The organism is Cypionkella sp. (assembly GCF_036782355.1).
Taxonomy (GTDB): Bacteria; Pseudomonadota; Alphaproteobacteria; order Rhodobacterales; family Rhodobacteraceae; genus Cypionkella.
In genome coordinates, this window is the sequence record NZ_DAIPZF010000034.1 from 6195 (window position 1) to 29869 (window position 23675).

Annotated in this window: 26 protein-coding genes; 17 read left to right on the top strand and 9 right to left on the bottom strand. The window is 60.5% G+C overall.

Annotation, left to right across the window (positions count from 1 at the left end; translation table 11 throughout):
* The coding region (locus V7Q10_RS12480) for a hypothetical protein (RefSeq protein WP_333869439.1) at positions 1–346 on the bottom strand (346 nt) is incomplete at its 3' end.
* Between the two features lie 150 nt (positions 347–496).
* Here V7Q10_RS12480 and V7Q10_RS12485 point away from each other — a divergent pair.
* Entirely contained in the window at positions 497–1477 is a 981-nt protein-coding gene (locus tag V7Q10_RS12485; protein WP_333869440.1) for an LLM class flavin-dependent oxidoreductase, read from the top strand.
* Positions 1478–1481: 4 nt separating this feature from the next.
* On the opposite strand, the gene V7Q10_RS12490 is transcribed toward V7Q10_RS12485, so the two are convergent.
* The 4 genes from V7Q10_RS12490 to V7Q10_RS12505 form a co-directional block, all read right to left on the bottom strand.
* Positions 1482–3410: a potassium transporter Kup gene (locus V7Q10_RS12490; RefSeq protein WP_333869441.1), complete on the bottom strand. Its 1929-nt coding sequence runs from the start codon at positions 3408–3410 to the stop codon at positions 1482–1484.
* 100 nt (positions 3411–3510) lie between these two features.
* A complete protein-coding gene (locus tag V7Q10_RS12495; protein WP_333869442.1) occupies positions 3511–4116 on the bottom strand; it encodes a TetR family transcriptional regulator C-terminal domain-containing protein in 606 nt (201 codons plus the stop codon).
* A 71-nt stretch (positions 4117–4187) separates the two neighbouring features.
* Positions 4188–4646, bottom strand: a complete 459-nt coding sequence (locus tag V7Q10_RS12500; RefSeq protein ID WP_333869443.1) for a heme-binding protein — start codon at positions 4644–4646, stop codon at positions 4188–4190.
* Between the two features lie 7 nt (positions 4647–4653).
* Complete coding sequence (locus V7Q10_RS12505; RefSeq protein ID WP_333869444.1) at positions 4654–5286, bottom strand: TetR/AcrR family transcriptional regulator; 633 nt, start codon at positions 5284–5286, stop codon at positions 4654–4656.
* A 129-nt stretch (positions 5287–5415) separates the two neighbouring features.
* On the opposite strand from V7Q10_RS12505, the gene V7Q10_RS12510 reads away from it, so the two are divergent.
* From V7Q10_RS12510 to V7Q10_RS12565, 12 genes are all read left to right on the top strand, one after another.
* Positions 5416–6663: a Zn-dependent hydrolase gene (locus V7Q10_RS12510; RefSeq protein WP_333869445.1), complete on the top strand. Its 1248-nt coding sequence runs from the start codon at positions 5416–5418 to the stop codon at positions 6661–6663.
* Between the two features lie 99 nt (positions 6664–6762).
* Entirely contained in the window at positions 6763–8214 is a 1452-nt protein-coding gene (hydA, locus tag V7Q10_RS12515) for a dihydropyrimidinase (protein WP_333869462.1), read from the top strand.
* Complete coding sequence (locus tag V7Q10_RS12520; protein ID WP_333869446.1) at positions 8214–9005, top strand: ABC transporter ATP-binding protein; 792 nt, start codon at positions 8214–8216, stop codon at positions 9003–9005. Before hydA ends, V7Q10_RS12520 begins: the two co-directional genes overlap by 1 nt.
* Positions 9006–9041: 36 nt before the next feature.
* Positions 9042–9371: a hypothetical protein gene (locus V7Q10_RS12525; RefSeq protein ID WP_333869447.1), complete on the top strand. Its 330-nt coding sequence runs from the start codon at positions 9042–9044 to the stop codon at positions 9369–9371.
* Positions 9368–10228: an ABC transporter permease gene (locus V7Q10_RS12530; protein ID WP_333869448.1), complete on the top strand. Its 861-nt coding sequence runs from the start codon at positions 9368–9370 to the stop codon at positions 10226–10228. Before V7Q10_RS12525 ends, V7Q10_RS12530 begins: the two co-directional genes overlap by 4 nt.
* Positions 10225–11058: an ABC transporter permease gene (locus V7Q10_RS12535; RefSeq protein WP_442885869.1), complete on the top strand. Its 834-nt coding sequence runs from the start codon at positions 10225–10227 to the stop codon at positions 11056–11058. Before V7Q10_RS12530 ends, V7Q10_RS12535 begins: the two co-directional genes overlap by 4 nt.
* 35 nt (positions 11059–11093) lie before the next feature.
* A complete protein-coding gene (locus tag V7Q10_RS12540; protein WP_333869449.1) occupies positions 11094–12068 on the top strand; it encodes an ABC transporter substrate-binding protein in 975 nt (324 codons plus the stop codon).
* Positions 12069–12176: 108 nt separating this feature from the next.
* Positions 12177–13406 (top strand): short-chain fatty acyl-CoA regulator family protein, encoded by a 1230-nt coding sequence (locus V7Q10_RS12545; protein ID WP_333869450.1) that lies wholly within the window; start codon positions 12177–12179, stop codon positions 13404–13406.
* A 59-nt stretch (positions 13407–13465) separates the two neighbouring features.
* Positions 13466–13831, top strand: a complete 366-nt coding sequence (locus V7Q10_RS12550) for a response regulator transcription factor (protein WP_333869451.1) — start codon at positions 13466–13468, stop codon at positions 13829–13831.
* The gene (locus V7Q10_RS12555) at positions 13832–14128 is read left to right on the top strand and encodes a hypothetical protein (RefSeq protein ID WP_333869452.1); all 297 of its coding nucleotides are present in this window, start codon (positions 13832–13834) and stop codon (positions 14126–14128) included. It begins immediately after the preceding gene.
* Positions 14118–16823, top strand: a complete 2706-nt coding sequence (locus V7Q10_RS12560; RefSeq protein WP_333869453.1) for an ATP-binding protein — start codon at positions 14118–14120, stop codon at positions 16821–16823. Before V7Q10_RS12555 ends, V7Q10_RS12560 begins: the two co-directional genes overlap by 11 nt.
* 58 nt (positions 16824–16881) lie before the next feature.
* The gene (locus V7Q10_RS12565; RefSeq protein ID WP_333869454.1) at positions 16882–17898 is read left to right on the top strand and encodes a FliM/FliN family flagellar motor switch protein; all 1017 of its coding nucleotides are present in this window, start codon (positions 16882–16884) and stop codon (positions 17896–17898) included.
* On the opposite strand, the gene V7Q10_RS12570 is transcribed toward V7Q10_RS12565, so the two are convergent.
* Positions 17899–18333 (bottom strand): TIGR01244 family sulfur transferase, encoded by a 435-nt coding sequence (locus V7Q10_RS12570; protein WP_333869455.1) that lies wholly within the window; start codon positions 18331–18333, stop codon positions 17899–17901.
* A 67-nt stretch (positions 18334–18400) separates the two neighbouring features.
* The gene (locus tag V7Q10_RS12575; protein ID WP_333869456.1) at positions 18401–19264 is read right to left on the bottom strand and encodes an MBL fold metallo-hydrolase; all 864 of its coding nucleotides are present in this window, start codon (positions 19262–19264) and stop codon (positions 18401–18403) included.
* Positions 19265–19426: 162 nt separating this feature from the next.
* Here V7Q10_RS12575 and V7Q10_RS12580 point away from each other — a divergent pair, with 162 nt between their 5' ends.
* Together V7Q10_RS12580 and V7Q10_RS12585 are read left to right on the top strand one after the other, a co-directional pair.
* On the top strand, positions 19427–19600 hold the full coding sequence (locus tag V7Q10_RS12580) for a hypothetical protein (protein ID WP_333869457.1): 174 nt from the start codon (positions 19427–19429) through the stop codon (positions 19598–19600).
* A gap of 79 nt (positions 19601–19679) precedes the next feature.
* Positions 19680–21509, top strand: coding sequence for an enoyl-CoA hydratase-related protein (locus V7Q10_RS12585; protein ID WP_333869458.1), 1830 nt, complete (start codon positions 19680–19682; stop codon positions 21507–21509).
* A 12-nt stretch (positions 21510–21521) separates the two neighbouring features.
* On the opposite strand, the gene V7Q10_RS12590 is transcribed toward V7Q10_RS12585, so the two are convergent.
* The gene (locus V7Q10_RS12590) at positions 21522–21737 is read right to left on the bottom strand and encodes a hypothetical protein (protein WP_333869459.1); all 216 of its coding nucleotides are present in this window, start codon (positions 21735–21737) and stop codon (positions 21522–21524) included.
* Positions 21738–21859: 122 nt separating this feature from the next.
* On the opposite strand from V7Q10_RS12590, the gene V7Q10_RS12595 reads away from it, so the two are divergent.
* The gene (locus V7Q10_RS12595) at positions 21860–22105 is read left to right on the top strand and encodes a DUF2312 domain-containing protein (protein WP_333869460.1); all 246 of its coding nucleotides are present in this window, start codon (positions 21860–21862) and stop codon (positions 22103–22105) included.
* Between the two features lie 33 nt (positions 22106–22138).
* Here the strand turns inward: V7Q10_RS12595 and V7Q10_RS12600 are convergent, their stop codons facing one another.
* Positions 22139–23011 carry a hypothetical protein gene (locus tag V7Q10_RS12600; protein WP_333869461.1) on the bottom strand — a complete coding sequence of 291 codons (873 nt, stop codon included), beginning with the start codon at positions 23009–23011 and terminating at the stop codon, positions 22139–22141.
* Positions 23012–23101: 90 nt separating this feature from the next.
* Between V7Q10_RS12600 and V7Q10_RS12605 the strand changes: the two genes are divergently transcribed.
* The coding region (locus V7Q10_RS12605) for an ABC transporter permease (protein ID WP_442885870.1) at positions 23102–23675 on the top strand (574 nt) is incomplete at its 3' end.

Below are 23675 nucleotides of genomic sequence, written 5' to 3' on the forward strand. Positions count from 1 at the left end.
CCTCTGCCTCTGCCTCTGCCTGTGGCTTGGCAGCAGTGGCGGGCGGGATATCTTCTGGCGCTTTGGGGGCGGGCAGATCATCAATCAGCACGGCCGCATCGCCGACAAAGGGGATATGATCCAGCTCGATGCCATCGACGCTTTCCACAGACATTCGGGCAGCCAAGGCCTTGGGCAATTCGGTGGTCGAAGTATGGGCCAATCCGGCCTGTCGTGTAGGGAAATCAGATCTTGCGCTGGAATTGGCGAAATCTGCCACCAGCGCGGGTTTGCCAACATCGGCTGACGCAGGGCGCACAGCTGCATAGCCCCCCGGTGGCGCAGCAATTGACGGTGAAATACCCATAACCAGCCCTTCCCACGAAGATGCCCCCAAGGAAGATATTTAACACAGATCGCAACTTCGGGCATGGCAATAGTCCTGAAAGTTTTATCAAAGCCCAAGCGCTTCTCGAAGGGCCTTGGCGCGGCGGCCTTGTCGGCTTAGGTAAAGGGGATGAAATATTCCCTGCTTGATCTTTCCCCCGTCGCCGAAGGCCAGACCCCGCGCGAGGCGCTGGCCAATACGCTTGACCTTGCTCGCCATGCCGAGGCCGCAGGCTATCACCGCTTTTGGCTGGCCGAGCATCACAACATGCCCGGCATCGCTTCGGCGGCAACATCGGTGGTGATTGGCCATGTGGCGGGCGGCACCAAGACCATTCGGGTGGGCGCAGGCGGCATCATGCTGCCCAATCACGCGCCTTTGGTGATTGCGGAACAATTTGGCACCCTTGCCAGCCTTTACCCCGACCGGATTGATCTGGGTCTTGGCCGCGCGCCGGGCAGTGATATGACCACCGCGCGGGCTTTGCGGCGGCATATGCATTCCTCTGACCAATTCCCCGAAGATGTGGTCGAGCTGCTGGGCTATCTTGGCCCTGTCGATGCGCAGTCGCAGGTGCGCGCCGTGCCGGGTGAGGGCACCGAGGTTCCGGTCTGGATCTTGGGATCAAGCCTTTATGGTGCGCAATTGGCGGCCTATCTGGGCCTGCCCTATGCCTTTGCCAGCCATTTCGCGCCTGCGATGCTGGCCGATGCGCTGGCAACCTATCGCGCCACTTTCCGCCCGTCGCAGTGGTTGGAAAAGCCCTATTTCATGCTGCTGGCAGGGGTTTGCGCCGCTGACACTGACGGCGAGGCGGAGTATCTGCGCTCGTCGCAGATCCTTGCCTTTGCGCGGTTGCGCGCGGGTCGGCCGGGCAGGCTGCCGCGCCCTGTGCAGGATCTGTCCGAGGTGCCCGCCGCGATGCGGGCGCAGGTCGATCAGGCGCTGTCTTGTGCGGCGGTGGGCGGTCCGGTGGCGCTGCGGGCGGGCCTTGGCCACCTGATGCAGACCTACGCCCCGGACGAGATCATGCTGACCGGCATGATCCATGACCACGCCGCACGGCTGCACAGCTTTGCGCTTGCCGCTAAGGCGCTGCAAAGCCTGTAGCGCCTCAGATCGCCAGCTGCTGGCCCAATTCCACCACGCGGTTCGACGGCAGGCAGTAAAACGCTGTCGCATCCGAGGCCGATTTCGTCATCGAGACATAGATCCGCTCTTGCCAGAACGGCAGGCCCTGCTGATTGCTGGCCGAGCGGAAGGTGCGCCGATTGAGGAAGAACGAGGTGGTCATGATGTCAAACTTCTCGCCACGGCGCCGCGCCAGCGCCAAGGCGCGCGGCACGTTTGGCGTCTCCATATAGCCAAACATCAGCTTGATGCGGACAAACTTATCCGAAAGCCGCTCCATCGACAGCCGGTTTTCATCGGCCACTTTTGGCGTATCGGCAACAGCGACCTGAACGATAAAGTTCTGGCTGTGCAAAACCCGGTTGTGTTTCAGGTTATGCAGCAGGGCCGAGGGCGCAATATCAAGGTCTTGGGTCAGGAACACCGCCGTGCCCGGCACTTCGATCGGATGCGATTTTTGCAGCATCTCGATCAGCTTGGGCAGGGAAACCGCTGAATCATGCGCCTTGCGCTTCACATGGGCCGTGCCACGCACCCATGTCCAGATCAGCGTGCAGGTCGAGATCGCCATCAGCACCGGCACATAGCCGCCTTCGGGGATCTTGATCATATTGGCCGAAAGGAACAACAGCTCGATGCTCAGGATCGGCAGCAACACCGCGGCCACCATCCACAAAGGCCATTTCCAGGATTTGTAGAACAAGAACGATGCAAGGATGGTGGTGATCACCATATCGCCGGTCACCGCGATGCCATAAGCCGAGGCAAGGCTGGAAGAAGAGCCAAAGGCCACCACAAGGCACAAGACCCCCACCATCAGAATGGTATTGACCTTGGGCAGATAGATCTGGCCCAATTGGGTTTCCGAGGTGTGGCGAATTTCCAGACGCGGCAGCAGGCCCATTTGCACCGCTTGTTGCATCATCGAAAACGCGCCCGAAATCACCGCTTGGCTGGCGATGATGGTGGCCATCACCGACAAAAGCACCAGCGGCAGCAGCAGATAATCTGGTGCCATCAGAAAGAACGGGTTCTCGGCGGTTTCAGGATGCGCCAGCACCAAAGCACCTTGGCCCAGATAAGACAGCGTCAGCGCCGGAAACACCAAAAACGCCCAAGCCAGCCGGATCGGACGACGGCCAAAATGGCCCATATCGGCATAAAGCGCCTCGCCGCCGGTCACGGCCAGAAACACCGAGCCCAGCACAAAGAACGAGGCCGTGCCGTTGGCGATGACGAAATGCCCCGCATAATAGGGGTTAAAGGCCGCCAGAATCGATAGATCGTCACTGAGATGGTAAATCCCCATCACCGCCATCACCGTGAACCAAACCAGCATGATCGGGCCAAACAGGATCGAAACCCGCTCGGTGCCCTGCGATTGGAACAAAAACAGCGCAAGGATAATCACCAAAGTCACCGGCAGCACATAATCGCCAAAAGCGGGGGCTACCAGATCAAGCCCCTCTACCGCCGAGAGCACCGACATCGCCGGCGTGATCATCGCATCGCCAAAGAACAGCGAAATCCCCACCACGCCAATCGCCAGCAGCCAGCCCGGACGGCGCGCCAACGATTGCTGCACCAAAGCCACCAGCGACAGCGTGCCGCCTTCGCCCTTGTTGTCAGCCCGCATGATCAGGGCCACATATTTCAGCGTGACAATCAGGATCAGCGTCCAGATCAGCAGCGAGATCACCCCCACCACATCATCGCGCGACAGCCCGTCATAGCTTGCAGCATGCAGCGATTCCCGCATCGCATAAAGCGGGCTGGTGCCGATATCGCCGTAGACCACACCAATGCAGCCCAAAACCAGTTTTCCTAGGTTTTTGCCGTGGTTGTGATCGGTATTTGGGGGAAGCGGAGTCGGGTCTTGCGACCGGACCGACGTTTCGATGGGTTGGTTCATAGGCCTCGACCAGAAACATTCTCGCTGGCCTTGGATATACCCAGTGGCGGCAAAGGTCCAGCGCCTGAAACGTCTAAGCCTGCGAAAGCCTGCTTTGGCGTCAGGGGGTCAGCAGCTTGTCGAACAACAGGTCAAGAAAATCACCCGCCTCGGTAAAGGGATCATGGCCCTCGCCTAGAACCGCACGGACCTGCACATCAAAATCGGCATAATGTTGGGTTAGCGCCCAGATTGAGAACAACAGATGCACCGGCGGCATCTTGGCGATGCGGCCTTCCTCCATCCAGCGGGTCAGCACGGCGGCTTTTTCATCGACCAGCGTTTTCAGTTCGCCTTCGATCACCGCGCGCAACCGGGGGGCGCCTTGCAAAATCTCATTGGCAAACAGCCGGCTTTCCCGCGGGAAGTCGCGCGCCAGTTCCAGTTTGCGCGCCACATAGCCCATAATCTCGGGCTTGGGGTCGCCCAAGGGATCCATCGCGCGCAAAGGATCAAGCCATGTTTTCAGCAATTGCGCCAAAAGCGCCTCGTGGACGGCTTCTTTCGAGGGGAAGTAATACAGCAGGTTGGGCTTGGACAGCCCCGCCACTTCGGCAATCTGATCCAACGTCGCGCCACGAAAGCCATGGGCGGCAAAGACCTCAAGCGCGGCCTCCAAGATCGCAGAGCTGTTCATCGCTTGGATCCGTGTCAAAGGTTTGTTCATCGGCTTCTGCCTTTCGAGGAGGTCTTTCTGGCGCTCTAAGGTGGCGCAAGCATGCCCGACTTGTAAAGCCCTTAGCCGCCAGAGGCTTGCTGCTGCATCAGCGCGCGCAGGCCAGCGACCACCAAAGCGTGATCCTCGATCGAGGCCAGACCCGAAATCACCGCCACGCCCACAACCCCGACACCGGCCACGCGGATCGGCACAGCGCCGCCGTGATCGGCATAGTCTGCTTCCGAAAGTCCGTGGATGCTCAGGCTTTGCCCCTTGGCGCGATTGCGCTCGCCCACCAGCATCGAGGGCAGCTGAAACATCAGCGCGGTATTGCCTTTGCGCTTGGCCCAAAGATCAAAATGGGGCGCGGAATTTGGCTGTGCGGCATGAAAAAACACCCGCATCGCGTTGCGGATATTGATCACCACGGCCTTACCCTGCGTCAGCCCCAGCAAGATCTGGCCCAAGGCCAAAGCCTCGGTCTCGTCAAAGCGCTGCAAGCTTAGGCTTGCGAATTCGGTTTCCAATTCGGTGATCATGCTGCCCTCACTCTATCGCGCCAATGCCGCGCAGGATCATGGATTTGACGCTGTGTTTTGCGGCTTGCCAATCGCTATCTGTCATTGGCGCGCCGTTCAAGGTTTCAATCTGATGGCCGAAATCGGCATAATGCTGGGTGGTCGCCCAAAGCATATAAAGCAGATGTTCGGGGTTCACCGGCGCCATCTTGCCCTCATCAATCCAGCGCTGGATCAAGCCGACGCGCCCCGTTGTCCAATCCCGCAGCGTGGTTTCCAGATAATCCTGAATGACCGGCGCGCCGTGCATCACCTCTGAGGCCCAAACTTTGGAGCCATCGGCATGACGGCGCGAGATTTCCATTTTGGCGTCAATATAGGCGCCGATGCCTTCGATCGGGCCAGAGGCCTGATCCATCGACTCCGCCGCATGCAGCCAGATGTCAAAGATGTTTTGCACCACTTGGCGGTAAAGATCTTCCTTGCTGGCAAAGTAGTAATGCAGGTTCGCCTTGGGCAGGCCCGCCAGATCTGCGATCAGCTGCATGGTGGCGCCGCCAAAGCCTGCCTCGGCAAAAACTTTTTCCGCCGCCTGCAAAATAAGCGTTTCATTGTGCTGGCGGATCTCGTTTCGGCGCAGGGGGCGGACATTATCGGCCACGGGGGCTAACCTCTCAGATTTTTATTGACCGCTTGGTCAGGTTCTATAGCCTTCAAGCTGACCATAGGGTCAGGAAAAGATTCGCAACAGAGTCAATTCGGGGGCAAAGACCCTCAAGGGGAGTTTAAGATGTCAGCAGCCGGTGCAAACCTGCGGATTGATTCTGCGCGTCTTTGGGATGCCTTGGAACAGATGGCTTTGATCGGCCCCGGCGTGGCAGGCGGCTGCAATCGACAAACCCTGACCGATGCTGACAGCCAAGGACGCCATCTGTTTGCCGATTGGTGCAAAGCTGCCGGCATGAGCATGGGCGTGGACACCATGGGCAATATGTTTGCCACCCGTGCGGGCACCGATCCAGAGGCGCTGCCGGTCTATATGGGCAGCCATTTGGACACCCAACCCACTGGCGGGCGCTATGATGGTGTGCTGGGGGTTTTGGGCGCGCTGGAAGTGGTGCGCAGCCTGAACGACACCGGCGTGCAGACCAAACATCCAATCGTGGTGACCAATTGGACCAATGAAGAGGGCGCGCGCTTTGCGCCTGCGATGCTGGCCAGTGGTGTCTTTGCGGGGCTGCATAGCCAAGACTACGCCTATAACCGCACTGATATGGAGGGCAAACGCTTTGGCGACGAGCTGGCGCGGATTGGCTGGGTTGGCACCGAGGTGGTGGGGGCGCGCAAAATGCAGGCGATGATCGAGCTGCATATCGAGCAGGGCCCGATTTTAGAGGCCGAGGGCAAAGAAATTGGCGTTGTCACCCATGGCCAAGGCCTGTGGTGGCTAGAGATTACGCTGACCGGGCGCGATGCCCATACCGGCTCGACCCCAATGAATATGCGGGTGAATGCAGGGCTGGGCATGGCGCGGATCACCGAGCGGGTGCATCAGATCGCGATGAGCCATCAGCCCGGTGCCGTGGGGGCAGTGGGGCAGGTGCAGGTCTTTCCCAACAGCCGCAATGTCATCCCCGGCAAGGTGATCTTTACCGTCGATATCCGCAGCCCCGACCAAGCCAAGCTGGACGCCATGCGCGCCGAAGTCGAGCGCGCCGCCCAAGCCGTGGCCGCAGAGCTTGGGCTTGGCTGCGCGATTGAGGCGGTGGGGCATTTCGACCCTGTCACCTTTGATGCAGCCCTTGTCAAAGTGGTGCGCGGGGCTGCCGAACGCTTGGGCCACAGCCATATGGATATTATTTCGGGCGCGGGCCATGATGCCTGCTGGATCAATCGGGTGGCGCCGACGGTGATGATTATGTGCCCTTGTGTCGGCGGGCTGTCGCATAACGAGGCTGAAGAGATCACTCCCGCTTGGGCGGCAGCGGCGACGGATGTGATGTTGCAGACGGTTTTACAGGTGGCGGTGGTGGTTTAGCGCGCAAGGGGGCCAGCCCCCTTGACCCGATTTGCCTTGCGGCCAATCGGGTCTACCCCCGGGATATTTAGAGACAGATGAACCAAGCAGAGGTGCATGATGGCGACGGTGATTAAGGGCGGAACAATCGTGACGGCGGATCTGAGCTATCAGGCGGATGTGCTGGTCGATGGCGGCAAGATTATCGAGATTGGCCAGGGCTTGACGGCGGATCGGGTGCTGGATGCCTCGGGCTGCTATGTGATGCCGGGGGGGATTGATCCGCATACGCATCTTGAGATGCCGTTTATGGGCACCTATTCGGCAGATAATTTCGAGAGCGGCACGCGGGCGGCGCTGGCGGGGGGGACGACGATGGTCGTCGATTTTGTCTTGCCAGGGCAGGGACAGGGGCTGATGGATGCCGCAGCGATGTGGCACAACAAATCGGGCCGCGCCTCTTGCGATTATTCCTACCATATGGCGATCACCTGGTGGGGGCAGAAGGTTTGGGAGGATATGGAGCTGTCGGTCAAAGCCGGCATGACCAGTTTCAAGCACTTCATGGCCTATAAGGGCGCGCTTATGGTCAATGACGACGAGATGTATCAATCCTTCAAGCGGGTGGGCGATCTGGGCGGATTGGCTATGGTGCATGCCGAGAATGGCGATGTGGTGGCAGAGTTGACCGCCAAGCTGATCGCCGAGGGCAACACCGGACCCGAGGCGCATGCCTATTCGCGCCCGCCGCAGGTTGAGGGCGAGGCCACCAATCGCGCCATTATGATTGCCGATATGGCGGGGGTGCCTTTGTATGTGGTGCATACCTCTTGTGAAGAGGCGCATGAGGCGATCCGGCGCGCGAAACAGGCGGGCAAGCGGGTTTGGGGCGAGCCTTTGATCCAGCATCTGACCTTGGATGAGAGCGAATATTTCCATCCCGATTGGGACCATGCCGCGCGCCGGGTGATGAGCCCGCCGTTTCGCGACAAAAAGCATCAAGACAGCCTTTGGGCGGGCTTGCAATCGGGGTCTTTGTCGGTGGTGGCCACCGATCACTGCGCCTTTACCACCGAGCAAAAACGCTTTGGCTTGAAGTCATTCGCGCAGATTCCGAATGGCACCGGCGGGCTTGAGGACCGCATGCCAATGCTTTGGAGCTATGGGGTGAACACTGGGCGGCTGACGCCGAATGAATTTGTCGCCGTAACCAGCACCAATATCGCCAAGATCTTGAACTGCTATCCGCAAAAGGGGGCGGTTCTGGTCGGAGCGGATGCGGATTTGGTGGTTTGGGATCCAGAAAAGACCAAGGTGATTTCGGCAAGCAATCAGCAATCTGCGATTGATTACAATGTGTTTGAGGGCAAAGCTGTGAAAGGTCTGCCGCGCTATACCCTATCGCGCGGCGTCGTCTCGGTGGAGGATGGTGAGATCAAGGCGCGCGAGGGTCATGGGTTGTTCGTGCCGCGCGCGCCGCGCCCTGCTGTCAATCGGGCGCTGTCGGCGTGGAAAGATCTGACCGCACCGCGGCCGGTTGCGCGCTCGGGTCTGCCGGCGACGGGGGTGTGATGAAGGATAGTTTTGGCGCCCCGGTGATTGTGGCGCAGAATTTGGATCTGGTGTTTCAGACCGCCGACGGGCCGGTGCAGGCCTTGCGCGATGTCAGCCTGACCATCAACAAGGGTGAGTTTGTGTCTTTCATCGGGCCAAGTGGCTGTGGCAAGACAACCTTTCTGCGTGCGATTGCGGCTTTGGAGCATCCCACGGGCGGGGCGTTGAGTGTCAACGGCATGACGCCGGATGAGGCGCGGCGCAAGCGCGCCTATGGCTATGTGTTTCAGGCCGCAGGGCTTTATCCTTGGCGCACGATTGCCGGAAACGTCGGCCTGCCGCTAGAGATCATGGGGTTTTCCAAGGCTGATCGCATAAAGAAAATCGAGGAAGTTCTTGAATTGGTAGAGCTTTCTGGATTTGGCAATAAATTCCCCTGGCAGTTGTCGGGAGGCATGCAGCAGCGCGCCAGCATTGCCCGCGCGCTGGCCTTTGATGCCGATATTCTGCTGATGGATGAACCCTTTGGGGCGCTGGATGAGATCGTGCGGGACCGCTTGAACGAAGAGCTGCTAAAGCTTTGGGCGCGCACCGGAAAGACCATTGGCTTTGTCACCCATTCGATCCCCGAAGCGGTGTATCTGTCGACCAAGATCGTGGTGATGAGCCCGCGTCCGGGGCGGATCACCGATGTGATCGACAGCCCTTTGCCGAAAGATCGCCCCTTGGACATCCGCGATACGCCCGAGTTCATTGCCGTAGCGCACCGTGTGCGTGAGGGCTTGCGGGCGGGGCATGGCGATGTCTAAGCTGTTCAGTCCGATCTGTTTCAACGAGGTCTTGCAATGAATGCGGTGATATTTGGCTGGCTTGCAGGATCGACGGCGGTGTTTATGGCGGCCAATTCGGCGCTGAAGCTTTATGCGCAAAATGGTGGGCTTTGGATGCTGACGCTGGCGCTGGCGCTGTTTTGCGTGGGCAACGCCTGCATGGTTCAGGTGATGCGCGCCAATGGCTTAGGGATCGCGCTGTCGCTGTCGCTGGTGTTTCAGCTGATCGCGATCACGCTTGTGGCGCTTGTGGTGTTTGGCGAAAGGCCCACGGCGATGCAGCTTGCGGGCATGGCTTTGGGCGTGGTTGCAGTTGGTTTGATTGCCATTGGGGGGCGGGGATGAGGCGGTTTTTGCCGGTCTTGAGCGTTCTGCTGGCACTGGTGCTGGTCTGGTATGGCGCGGCGGTCAAGCTGAACGCGCAATGGGAATATGACCAAGCCGCACGCGCAGGGGCTGCGGCCCCCGAGTTTGGCCAATTGGTGGCCCTGACCATGGCGCAGAAAAGCCCGGTGCTGCCTGCGCCGCATCAAGTGGTGGTGGGGCTTTGGCAGGGGCTGACAGGGCAGGCGATCATCTCGAAACGTTCGCTTGTCTATCATGCTTGGGTGACGCTTTCGGGCACATTGGCGGGATTTGGCATTGGAACCGGGCTGGGGGTGCTGCTTGCGGCGGCGATTGTGCACAACCGCGCCATGGATATGAGCGTGATGCCTTGGGCGATTGCCAGCCAGATGGTGCCGATTGTGGCGCTTGCGCCGATGCTTGCGGTGGTGATGAATGCGCTGGGGGCTTCGGGGGCTATGACCAAGGCGGTGATCTCGGCCTATCTGAGTTTCTTTCCGGTGGTGGTGGGCATGGTCAAAGGCCTGCGCAGCCCCGAGGTCAGCCAGCTTGACCTGCTGACCACCTATGCCGCCAACAAGGCGCAGGTGTTTTGGAAGCTGCGCCTTCCCGCCTCGATGCCCTATTTCTTTGCCAGCCTAAAGGTAGGGATTGCGGCGGCCTTGGTGGGGGCGATTGTGGCCGAGTTGAACCAGCCGGTGGGCTTGGGTGCGCGGCTGTTGCAGGGGTCTTACTATAGCCAAACCGTGCAAATCTGGGCGGCGCTGTTTGTTGCGGCCAGCATGGCTGCGGTTTTGGTGGCGCTGATGGCGCGGGTCGAGACGCGGGTGCTGTTGCGGATGGGAATGTCACGATGATGGCGCTGGAGCTGATCGCGCTGTGGCTGGCGGCTTGGGCGGGCAATGCTTGGTTGGCCAAGCAACGCTTTGCCGGGGTGCGCTACATCGTGCCGGCGCTGTTTGGCGTCACGGTTTTGGTGATCTGGCAGCTGGCGGTGCAGAGTTTTGCGATCAGCCCCGCGATCTTGCCACCGCCTTCAGCGATCTTTGCGCGGGCGATGGGGTCTTTGCCGGTGCTTTGGGGCGATTTTGTGCAGACCTTTTTGCGCGGTGCGCTGTCGGGCTATCTGATCGGCTGCATGGCTGCGGTGATCGTGGCGGTGCTGATCGACCGCAGCGCGTTTTTGCAAGCGGGTCTGCTGCCGATTGGCAATTTCGCCGCCGCCTTGCCGATTGTGGGCGTGGCCCCGATCATGGTGATGTGGTTTGGCTTTGATTGGCAATCCAAGGCCGCGGTTGTGGTGATTATGGTGTTCTTTCCGATGCTGGTGAACACCATGGCGGGCCTGCGCGCCAGCGAGGCGATGCAGCGCGATCTGATGGCGACCTATTCGGCGGGCTATTGGACATCGCTGCTGAAACTGCGTTTGCCTGCCGCGATGCCCTTTATGTTCAACGGCTTAAAGATTTGCAGCACGCTTGCGCCAATTGGCGCGATTGTGGCCGAATTCTTTGGCAGCCCAACGCAGGGCATGGGCTTTCGGATCAATGCCGAGATTGGCCGCACCGGATTGGATATGATCTGGGCGACGATTGCGGTGGCGGCTTTGGCGGGCTCTGGCTTTTACGGGCTGGTCGCGCTGATCGAGAAACGGGTGACTTTCTGGCATCCGTCACAACGGGGTTAAACAGCTCGAAAATGGGCATCAACTTGGAGGTTGAGATGAAAAAGCTACTGACTTCTGCGGTTCTTATGGCGATGGCATCGGCGGCGCAGGCGGCCGATGATGTGACCTTGCAGCTGAAATGGGTGACCCAAGCCCAGTTTGCCGGCTATTATGTGGCCGCAGCAAAAGGCTTTTACGAGGAAGAGGGTCTGAATGTGACCATCCTTCCCGGCGGCCCCGATGTGGCCCCCACGCAGGTGATTGCGGGCGGTGGTGCCGATGTGGTGATCGACTGGATGCCCTCGGCCTTGGCCGCGCGCGAAAAGGGGCTGGCCTTGGTCAATATCGCCCAGCCGTTCAAATCCAGCGGCATGGAGCTGACCTGCCTGAAAGAAAGCGGCGTCGCCTCGCCTGCTGATTTCAAGGGTAAGACCCTGGGTGTGTGGTTTGGCGGCAATGAATATCCCTTCTTGAACTGGATGAACAAGCTGGGTCTGAAGACCGATGGCAGCGATGTCACCGTTCTGAAACAGGGCTTTAACGTTGATCCCTTGCTGCAAAAACAGGCGGCTTGCATCTCGACCATGAGCTATAATGAATATTGGCAGGTGATTGACGCAGGCATCAAGCCCGACGATCTGACCGTGTTCAAATATCAAGACGAGGGCGTGGCGACCTTGGAAGACGGGCTGTACGTCATGCAAGACAAGCTGGCCGATCCTGCCTTTGAAGATAAGATGGTGCGCTTTGTGCGCGCCTCGATGAAGGGTTGGAAATATGCCGAGGGCAATGTCGACGAATCCGCCAATATCGTGATCGAAAACGATGCCACCGGCGCGCAGACCATCGAGCATCAGACCCGCATGATGGGCGAGATTGCCAAGCTGACCGCAGGCTCGAACGGCGCTTTGGACGAGGCCGATTATCAGCGCACTGTCGAGGCGCTGATGTCGGGCGGCTCGGATCCGGTGATCACCAAGGCGCCAGAGGGCGCTTGGACCCATGCGGTGACCGACAAAGCGCTGAACTAAGCGCGGCGTAACAGTCTGAAGGGGCGCGGTTTTTGGCCGCGCCCCTTTGCATTTGCGGCTTGTGAAGATTTTGTAAATCTGTAAATTTATTTGCAAAAGGAGCCGCCGATGCCGATGTCTGCCCTGACCGGAAGCCGCCTGCGGGCGCGGCGCGTCGCCTTGGGGCTGCGCCAAGCCGATTTGGCCGAGCGGGTGGGGATTTCGGCCAGCTACCTGAACCTGATCGAACACAACCGCCGCCGCATCGCCGATGCGCTTTTGGAACGCTTGGCCCAAGTGCTAGAGCTGCCGATGCAAGCGTTTCAAGAAGGCGTCGGCGGCGCTGTGATTGACGAGTTGCGCGCGGCGGCTGCCCGTCTGCCGGGGGCAGAGCTGGAGCGGACCGAAGATTTCGCCGGCCGCTATCCCGGTTGGGCAGCCTTGGTGACCGGCCTGCATCAGCGCGTGGTGGGGCTTGAACGCGCGCTGGAAGAGGTCAGCGACCGCATGAGCCACGACCCGCATCTGTCTGCCAGCCTGCACGAGGTGCTGTCGGCGGTGTCTTCGGTGCATTCAACGGCTGCGATTTTGGCCGATACCGATGATATCGAACCCGAATGGCAAAAGCGGTTCTTGATCAACTTACAAAGCGATTCCAAGCGTTTGGCCTTGGGGGCCGAGGCTTTGGTGCGCTATCTGGACAGTGCCGGTCAGGCCGAAGAGCGCGGCTTTGCCTCGCCGCAAGAAGAGGTCGAGGCTTGGCTTGCCAGCAGCGATTGGCAGGGCGGTGATCTGGCGGGCGTCGCCTCTTCGGCGGGGCGGGTGATGGCGCGGGGTTTTTTGGCGCAGGCGCAGGCGGATGCGCAGGCGCTGCCCGATGCCGCTTTGGTGCGCGCCTTGGCTGAACTGGGGCCGGATCCGATGCGCCTGGCTGCCCGTTTTGGCGCGGATGTGATGGCGGCGTTTCGGCGCATCGCTTTGCATCCGGCGGCGCAAGCCGGGCTGGTGTGCTGTGATGCCTCTGGCACCTTGACGCTGCGCAAACCGGTGGCGGGCTTTGCGCTGCCCCGCTTTGGCGCGGCTTGTCCGCTTTGGCCGCTGTTCACCGCCCTTGGGCGGCCAATGACCCCGATCGAGACGGTGATCGAGGTTGCAGGCGGCGCGCGGTTTCGGGTGCTGGCCTTTTGCCAGCCGCGCTATCCTGCGGGCTTTCGCGGGCCAGAGCTGCGCGAGGCCGCGATGCTGATCTTGCCCGATGCCGATTTTGCCGCCGAAGTGGTGGCGGTGGGCTCAACTTGCCGGATCTGCCAGCGCGCGGGCTGTGCGGCGCGGCGCGAGCCCTCTATTCTGACCGCCTGACGCTGGGGCTTTGACTTGGCCAAGCTTTGGCGTGATAGTCGCACAGCGGGGGGGACACCATGCGCCATGTGCTGTTGATTGAAGACGAGGCCAATATCGCCGAGGCGTTGCGCTTTATTCTGTCGCGCGATGGCTGGTCGGTTTCGGTGGTGGCAGACGGCGCTTTGGGGCTGGCTGCGGTGGCCGAGCTGCACCCCGATCTGGTGATCTTGGATCTGATGCTGCCCAGCCTCAGCGGGCTTGAGGTCGTGGCGGCCCTGCGCGCCGATGCGGCCACGGCGGCGCTGCCGGTCCTGATGCTGACCGCCAAGGGTCAAGAGCGCGACCGCGCCGCCGCCGAGGCCGCAGGCGTGTCTGATTTCATGACAAAGCCCTTTGACAATGCCGAAATCCGCGCGCGGGTGCGGGCTTTGCTGGGGGCTTGAATGCTGCGACCGCGTGCGCCTTTGTTTCTGGCCCGTTCGGTCTACCGCCGCCGGCGTCTTCGCGATGCGGCGCGGATGCTGCCGCTGTTGGGAGTGTTCTTGCTGCTGATCCCCTTGCTGTGGGGCACGCCGGACGGCAAGGGCGCGGGGGCGATGGTGGTCTATGTCTTTGCGATCTGGGCAATGCTGATCGGGCTTGCGGCCTATCTGGCACCGGGGCTTGCGCGCCCTGAATCAGATGCCGAGACGCGGATAGATCCGGTCCTGCCCAAGCCGGAGGGCGAGGATGCCGTTTAACCTTTTGGTGCTGGTCTGTCTGGCCTATGTCGCCTTTCTGTTCGCGGTGGCGTTTGCCGGAGAGCGCCGCGCATCCTCGGGCAAGCGCCGGTTTTTGCGCGCGCCGATTGTCTATACGCTGTCGCTCTCGATCTATTGCACCGCTTGGACCTTTTACGGCGCGGTGGGCTATGCGGCGCGCTCGGGGCTAGAGTTCTTGACCATCTACATGGGGCCGACGCTGGTCTTTGTCGGCTGGTGGTGGATTTTGCGCAAACTGGTGCGGATCGGGCGCCAGCAAAGGGTGACCTCGATCGCCGATCTGATTTCCAGCCGTTACGGCAAAAGCAATACTTTGGGCGTTTTGGTGACGCTGATCGCGGTGCTGGCGGCGACGCCCTATATTGCGCTGCAACTGCAATCGGTGACGCTGTCCTTTGGGGTCTTTGCTTCAGAGACGCCCGAGAATTGGGCGCTGCCCAATCGTGATGCGACGGTGTTTTGGGTGGCGGCGGGGCTTGCACTGTTCACAATCGTCTTTGGCACCCGCAATCTGGACGCCAAGGAACAGCACCACGGCATTGTCATCGCGATTGCGGTCGAGGCGGTGGTCAAACTGGTGGCGCTGCTGGCGGTGGGGATCTTTGTGGTCTGGGGCCTTGGCGGTGGTGCCATGGCGATGATTGATCGTATTGAAAACATCGCCAATCCGGCTTGGGAGATGCGCCCAAGCCGTTGGGCTGGCTTGATCTTTCTCTCTGCCGCGGCCGTGATCAGCCTGCCGCGGATGTTCCAGGTTATGGTGGTCGAGAATATCGACGAAGGCGATCTGGCGCGGGCGTCTTGGGCCTTTCCGCTTTATCTGTTCTTGATGAATATCTTCATTCTGCCAATCGCAGTGGTGGGGATGGATCTGATGCCAAAGGGGGCCAACCCCGATATGTTGGTGCTGACGCTGCCTTTGTCGCAGGGCCAAGGTGGGCTGGCGATGTTGGCCTTTCTGGGCGGGTTTTCCAGTGCCACCTCGATGGTGATTGTCGAGACGATTGCGCTGGCGACCATGGTCTCGAACCATATCGTGATGCCGCTTTGGCTGCGGCTGCGGCCTGCAACGGCGCTTTCGGGCGATCTGCGGGTGGGGATCTTGCTGTCAAGGCGGCTGTCGATCATGGCGGTGCTGGCGCTGGGGGTGGGGTATTTCCGGCTTTCTGGCGGCTCAAACGCACTGGCCGCGATTGGGCTGATTGCCTTTGCAGGCATGGCGCAGGTCTTACCGGCGCTGCTTGGCGGGATTTTCTGGCGCGGCGGCACCAAACTTGGTGCTGGTCTGGGCATGTCGATTGGCGTTGTGATCTGGGCCTATACCCTGTTCTTGCCGTCTTTTGGCGAGGGTGCGGCACTTTCGGCGCAGGTCTTCCGCGAGGGGCTGTTTGGCTGGCACTGGCTGCGCCCGCAGGCGCTGTTTGGCACCGAGGGCATGGATCCGCTGATCCACGCGCTGTTTTGGTCGTTTTGCCTGAACACGGCCGCCTATGCGCTGGGGTCGATGCTGTCTTTCCCCGATCCGGTCGAACGGGTGCAGGGCGCAAGTTTCGTTAATGCCTTTGACAACGAGCAGCAGGCCGAACGCTTGGGCTGGAGCCAAGGCCAAGCCGAACCCGAAGCCTTGTTGAACATGGCGCAGCGGATTTTGGGCGACGAGGCGGCGCTGTCATTCTTTGAAGCCGAGACCGCGGGGCAGGGCAAGGCGGGCTATCTGCCCGACCTGACGCCTGCGTTTCTGGCGGCCCTCGAGCGGCGCTTTGCGGGCTCGGTGGGGGCGGCCACGGCGCATGCAATGATCAGCCAGCTTTTTGGCCGCGCCACGGTGACGGTCGAAGATCTGATGGCGGTGGCCAATGAAACCGCGCAGATCATGGAATATTCGGCGCGGCTGGAAAGCCAGCAAAGCGAGCTGTCGCGCACCGCACGGCAATTGCGTGATGTGAATGAAAAGCTTACGCAGATTTCGGCGCAAAAGGATGCTTTCCTCAGTCAGATCAGCCATGAATTGCGCACGCCGATGACCTCGATCCGCGCCTTTTCCGAGATCTTGACCGAAGGCGATCTGCCTGCGCAGCGCGTCGCCGATTATGGTCAGATCATCCATACCGAAGCGCAGCGGCTGACACGGCTGCTGGATGATCTGTTGGATATCTCGGTGCTAGAAAACGGCGCGGTGCAGCTGACGCTTGGCACGGCGAACCTTTCGGATATGATCGAACGCGCCTTGGCCTCGGCCAGCCAGACCCGCCCCGAACGCCGCTTTGAGATCCGCCGTGACGTCGCGCAAGAGGCGATATTTTTGCGCACGGATTCAGACCGTCTGGTGCAGGTCTTTATCAATCTTATCTCAAATGCCCGCAAATATTGTGATGCGGCCGAGCCTGTGCTGCGCATTGCGGTGCGCCAAAAGGGTGGGCGGATCATGATTGATTTCATTGACAATGGCGCGGGGATTCCAAAGCCGGCGCAGGCGCTGATTTTCGAGAAATTTGCGCGCCTTAGCGACGAGTCGCGGGCAGGGGGCGCGGGGCTGGGCTTGGCGATTTGTCGCGAGATCATGGCCAATTTGGGCGGCACTGTGGCCTATCTTCCCGGACAAAAGGGCGCCGCATTTCGTGTCAGCCTGCCGCTGCGCTTTGATCCTGGCTTGGCGATAAATCTGCCGGCGTAAACGCTTTTTTAGCAAGCTGCGGTCTAGTCTGGGCAAAAGCTGCTCGATGGGGAAGCATATGGCAGAAGCTGGACGAAATGCGGTGTTGCGGCGCAGGCTTGCGGCGCAGCGCGCAGCCTTGGCCGAGGGGAGCCCCGGCGCAGATCGCTCTTGGCGGATGGCTTTGGCACGTTCTGCGCGTGACAGGTTGGGCTTGGTGCTGGATGTGACGGGGCTGCGGATCAAGGCGCAATCCTTGGCCGAGGTGTTGGAACTGCCCTTTGAATATGCCCTGATCGCGGTTTTGCAGGGTCCGGCAGAGGGCATGGGGCTGATGGTGCTTAGTGCCGACGTTCTGGCGGCGCTGATCGAGGTGCAGACCTATGGCCGCGTCGGCACTGCGCCAGTCGATCTGCGCAAACCCACCCGAACCGATGCCGCGATGGTGGCTCCGCTGCTGGATGCAGCGCTGATCGAATTGGAACAGCAACTGGCTGAAGAGGCCGATCTGATCTGGGCTGGCGGCTTTCGCTATGCCTCTTTCCTTGATGATGCTCGCCCCTTGGGTCTCTTGATGGAGGATGTCGGTTATCGCTTGTTGAGTGCCGAGGTGTCTTTGGGCATTGGCGCGCGCAAGGGTATGATTTATATGGTTTTACCCGCCAAAGGTCGTGGGGTTAGTCCCAGCTATGCCAGCCCTGCGCTGCAAGAAGAGGCGTCGGGCGCGCAAAGTTTTACCCATGATTTTGCCGCACAGGTCGAGGCGTCAAGCTGCATCCTAGAGGCGGTTTTGGCACAGGTCTCGCTGCCTTTGGCGCAGGTCATGGCGCTGGATGTGGGGGCGGTGGTGCCGCTGGGACGGGCCGCGATCGACAAGTTGCAGCTGATGGGGGCAAATGGTCTGACGCTGACCGAGGGCAAGCTGGGTCAGCAGCGCGGCATGCGGGCAATCAGGCTGTCTTTACCCCATGCCGAAGCAGGCTTTGCCGCGCAGGTGCCAGATCTTGACCAGGGTATGCCGCTGCAACCCATGTTTGCAGCAGACCCAGAGGAGGAGGCCTCAGCCTATGGCCTGCCTATGGCGCAAGCCGGCTGATCAGGCTTGGCTTTGCGCCGCAAGCGCATCCAACTGCGCGCGCAAAGGTTCGAGGTTATAGCCGTAACGTGCCGGAATCGCGATCAAATCATCGGTAGACAGTCGACCTGCCTGCGCAAGCGCCCAAACCACCGAGCTGCGGTTGCCAGAGGCGCAATAGGCAAAGACAGGGGTTTGCGCCGCCGCCAAAACCTCGGCTTGGGTGGTGACATTGGCCATGGTGATCGCGCCACCAATCACTGGATTGGCGACAAAGATCAGCCCCAAAGCCTCGGCCGCGGCCCGCATCGCATCAGTCTGGAGATCGTTTGGAATTTCGCCATCGGGACGATTGTCGATCACCACACCAAAGCCTGCGGCCTTAACTGTGGCCAGATCGGCAATCTCGATCTGGGGCGAGACTGCATAGCTTGGGGTCAGGGCACGAAATTCCATGGTATCCTCGGGTTTGGGCGATGTTGCGACCAGCTTACCGCCGCTATCACCGCGATAAAAGCCCTGATCACAGTCGATTCAGCGGCACTTTCAGATAAGACTGCCCATCGTCCTCGGGTTCGGGCAGATGTCCTGCGCGCATGTTGATTTGCAGCGACGGAATGATCAGCCGTGGCATGGCCAGCGTCGCATCGCGCTTTTCGCGCAGGGCGATGAAATCGGATTTTTCTGCACCGCCGCCGACATGGATGTTGCGCGCCTTTTGTGCGCCAACTGTGGTTTCCCAAGCATAGTCCTCGCGGCCGGGAGCTTTGTAGTCGTGGCCAACAAAGATGCGGGTGGCATCGGGCAGAGCAAGAATACGCTGTACGCTGTCAAACATCACTTCAGCCGACCCACCGGGGAAATCGCAGCGCGCGGTGCCAAAGTCGGGCATAAACAGCGTATCCCCAACAAAGGCCGCATCGCCAATCACATAGGTCAGGCAGGCGGGGGTATGGCCGGGGGTATGCATGACATCGACACGCAATTGCCCGATCATCAGCGCATCGCCCTCGTGGAACAGCTGATCGAATTGCGAACCGTCGCGGGCAAAGCGGGTGCCCTCGTTAAAGATCTTGCCAAAGGTGGTCTGAACAGTGGTGATCTGGTCGCCAATGCCGATCTTGCCGCCCAGCCGCTCTTGGATATAGGGTGCGGCCGAAAGGTGGTCGGCATGAACATGTGTTTCCAAAACCCATTGCAGATCAAGCTCTTGCTCTTTGATATAGGCGATCACAGCATCGGCCGATCGGGTGTCGGTACGCCCCGAAGCATAGTCGAAATCCAGCACAGAATCGATCACCGCACAGCCACGCCCCTTGGGCTCGCGCACCAGATAGGTGATGGTGTTGGTGGCCTCATCAAAAAACGCATGCACGGCGGGGGTCATCGCAGTCTCCTTTGCTTTGGTGTCAAGATAGGGCGCGGGATAATATATTTCAATAACAGAATGTGTAATAGTTTTGATGTGGATCAAAGCCGCCGGCGGGGGTGCGGGCTAGGCTTGGGATAAGATGCGCTTGCCGCAGTTCCGCGGTGCAAGGAGGCGAAGATGGCCGAAACACTTCCCCAAATCCCTGACCCCCGCAACCGTCTGGCGCAGCTTTTTGCGCAGATGCAGGATCTTGCGGCGGTGATTCCCGCCTGGGATGTGCCGCCACTACGACCGGTTGGCCCTGCTGTTGGGTCTGATTTTGAAGCGAAATTCGACAATAAACCTGTTTGAACCGCGGCAAGACCGCCTGATGGGATTGCCTTGAGCCGCAACTGACCGCTTAATGGGGTATCGGTCGATGGAGCAGGCGATGGATCAAGAGACCCAATTCGGGCTGGTGCGGCACGAGCGGCGTGGTGGCGTGGTGCTGCTGAAGATGGCGCTGCGGCCGGTGAATGCGCTGACGGCGGCGCTGCGTCAGGCCTTGGCGCAGGCTTTGGCCGAGGTCGAGGCCGATCCGGCGGCACAGGCTGTGGTGATTTGTTCAGACATCGGGGTGTTTTCGGCGGGCGGCGATCTACCAGAGGCTGCCAAGACCAATGCATCTGCGCTGACGCTTGCCGATCTATGTCTGGCGGTTGAAGCTTGTGCGAAGCCTGTGGTTGTGGCGCTGAATGGTCGGGCTTTGGGTGCGGGGCTCGAGTTGGCTTTGGCGGCGCATCGGCGGGTGGCATTGGCGGGCACGGTGTTGGGCCTGCCCGATATCAGGCTTGGCGCGGTTCCAGGGGCGGGGGGCACGCAGCGTTTGGCGCGGCTGGTCGGTGCGCAGGTGGCGCTGCGGATTTTGCTTGAGCCGGGCAGTCTGACGGCATCACAGGCGCTGACAATCGGCTTGGTCGATCAGGTGGTCGAGCAAAAGCTGCTAGAGGCTGCGGTCGAGGCCGCAACTTCTCTGATCGGCGCGGCGCAGCCGGATGGTCTGCCGCGCAGCATGCAGCGGCGCGAGGGGTTGCGCGACGGCAAGGCCTTTCATGCCGCGGTGATGGCGGCGCGCGCAAAATTCGAGGGCGCGCTCTTGCCCGCCCCGCAGCGCGCCATTGATTGTGTCGAAGCCGCACAGCTTTTGCCGCCAGATCAAGCGCTTGCCTTTGAGGCCGCCGCCCATGCCGAGCTGATCCACAGCCCCGAGGCGCAGGGTCTGCGTGCGGCGTTCTTGGCCGAGCGGCGGGCGCTGATGTTGCCAAAAGATTTGGCGCAGCTGGGGCTTTCGCGGCTTGCGTCGGTGACGATCTGGGGTTCAGATGCCAGTGTCGGCGAGGTGGCGGTGCAGGCTTTGGCGGCGGGAATGCAGGTTTGCATCGTCGAGCCGCAGCACGAGGCGCTGAGTGCATGTCTTAAGCAGATTGCTGTGCGCCAAGCCGAGGCGGTCAGCGCGGGGCGACAAAGTGCCGAGGCCCGTGACGCCGATTGGGCGCGGTTGCAAGGCTCGCAAGACCCCGAGCGGCTGCGAGGCGCCGCACTTTTGCTGGTTGGAAAGACCGCGCCCGCGTTGCCGCTGCCTCTGGCGCAGTCGGTGTTGCTGGGGGCCTTGCCCGCCGCGGGCGAGGGCGCACGGGTGGCTTTGACGCCGGCACAAGCGGGGCAGTTTTCCGAACTGGGCCACAACGGTCAGGCCGCTCCTGAGTTGCTGGCGCGGGTGTTGAGTTTTGGCCGCCAGCTTGGCTGGCGGGTGATGCTTGTTGGTGCCGGAGGCTCGATTGATCAGCGCCTGCGCGCGACGCTGGCCACCGTGATCGCCGCGCTCGAGGCGCAGGGCTTGGCGCGGGCGGTGATTGTGGCGGCTCTTGGCTCTTATGGGTTGGGGCATGATGGCAGCAAGACGCTGCCGGCGCGGCCACCGGAAGCTGAACAGATTTTCAGCACCTGTGTCGCGGCGCTGTGCAATCAAGGCGCGCGGCTGGTCGAGGAAGGTGTGGCGTTTCAGCCCTCGGACGTCGATGCGGTCAGCGTGATGTCGGGGATGTTTCCACGCTGGCTGGGCGGGCCGATGTTTCTTGCCGACCGCAAGGGGCTCTTGGTCATGCGCGCAGAGCTGCGCCAGCTGGTGCCGCAAAAACCTAAGCTTTATGCGCCAAGTGCTTTGTTTGACACGCTTATTTCGGAGGGCCGCAGCTTTGCAAGCCTGAACCGGGCAGGCTAGCTTTGGCTTGGCTTAGGCAAGGATCACGCCGACCAAAACCGCCATCAGGCCCAGAAACGACACCGCTAGGGCTGCCATATTCAGCACCACCACGCGCTGCATCTTTGCCCGTGCCTCGGCATCGGGCAAATTGGCGCGCTTGATGCCCAGCACGATCCAGATGCAACCTAAAAGCCCAAAAATGCCCAAAATCGTAAGGGCTGCACCGCCCCAGATCACGAATTGCATAAGGATTTCCTCGTTTTTGCCTTCTGCGGGGTAGCGTGATCGGCGCGTGCTTGCAAGGCCCGCTTGATCCTGCGCCGCGAGGGCTATAGGAACGGGGCAATCCTTGCAAAGCGAGTTGTCAAATGAATGATGCCTATAGTGTAACCGCCGACGAATTGCGCCAATTCATCGAAAGGTTCGAGCAGCTGGAATCCGAGAAAAAGGATGTCAGCGAGCAGCAAAAAGAGCTGATGGCCGAGGCGAAGGGCCGTGGCTATGACACCAAGGTGATGAAAAAGGTCATCGCATTGCGCCGGCGCAAGCCCGATGAGATTGCCGAAGAAGAGGCGATCATCGAGATGTATAAATCTGCCTTGGGCATGCAGTAAGTCAGATTTGGGGGGCATTTGCCCCCCTTTTTCTTAGGGCGCGATAAAGCGCACACCGGGCATTTGTGCAATGCGGGCAACGTCTTGGGCGTAAAGCTGCGACAGCGCGTCCACAACCTCTTGGGTCCAACCTGGCATCTCGACCTCGGCCTCCAGCCGCTCGGGCAGGGCGAATTTCTCTAAAAACGCCGTGACAATCTTGCGCCGCTGCGCCACCGAGCCGGGGGGGTGATTGGCAAGATAGCCTTGCAGCCGCGTTAAGCCCTCGGGCGCCATCAGCGTAGCCAAAAGATCGTCATCCCCCCGCAGCGCGACATCTTCGGGCAAATCGGCCACCGCGCGCAGCACCTCGGGCCAGATCAGCGGCGTATCCTCATCACACCAGACCGTAAGCGGCACACCTGGCGAAAGTTTCATAATCCGTTCAAGGGTTTCTGACCATCTTAGCGTGAAAAGGTCTGTAGCGCCGATAAAGTCGTCATAGGTTTTATCCTCGATTCTTTGCAGCAGCATCGGCAAAAACGTCGCTGGATTGCGGATGGCCAAAAAGAATTCGGCCTCGATCTCGGGAAAAATCTGGTTAAAAGCCTGCACCCTTTCGCCCGCCACTGGATAAAGTTTCTTATCCAAAACCCAAGGCGGCAACGACAAAAAGCTGTCCCATGACAGGATCAGCCGGTCGGCAAGGGCTTCTTCCATGATCTTATCAAGGATAAGCGCTTGGGTGTCGCGATCGGCCTGCCCGCCCTTTAGCTCTTTGACAGTATCGCGCAGCAGATGGCGATAGCGTTTCGGGCCGGGGACCGAGACGGCATGTTGGGTTAAAATGTCGCGATCTTTCAGCAGGGATTTCAACAGACGCTCTTCGTCGGTGAAATGCGCGCCAAGGTGGTAAACGATCCGCATAAGTTACTGTACCTGATGACTGCTTTGTTCTTCGCGCCACTATAGCCGCTTTTCTTTACAGGGAAACCGGTTTCGGATAAGTCGATCTATATGATGTCCGATAAAAACACTCAGATACCACGACGGCGTTGGCCAAGCTGGTTGGATGGCTGGTCGATTGCCGCAGCTGCCGTGGCCATGGTGGTGTTGGCGCCGATGCTCTCGGTGGTTTGGCTGGCGCTGACGGCAACGGGCAATATTTGGCCGCATCTGTTGTCGACCGTGCTGCCGCGCTATCTGGCGGCCACGCTGCGGCTGATGCTGGCCGTGGGGGTGCTGACAGCGGTGATGGGGGTTGGCACGGCTTGGCTGGTGACGATGTACCGCTTTCGCGGTGCGAAGGTGATCTCCGCCCTCTTGTTGTTTCCGCTGGCGATCCCGGCCTATGTTGGCGCCTATGCCTTGGTCGATTTTCTGGATTATTCCGGCCCCATGCAGCGGGCCTTGCGCGCCGCGTTCGGCTGGACCTCGGCGCGCGACTATTGGTTTTTCGAGATCCATTCCGAGCCGATGGCGGCGCTGGTGCTTTCGGCGGCGCTTTATCCTTATGTCTATCTGCTGACCCGGGCTGCGCTGCGCGAGCAATCGGGGGCAAGCTACGAGGTGGCGCGCGCGCTTGGGCTGG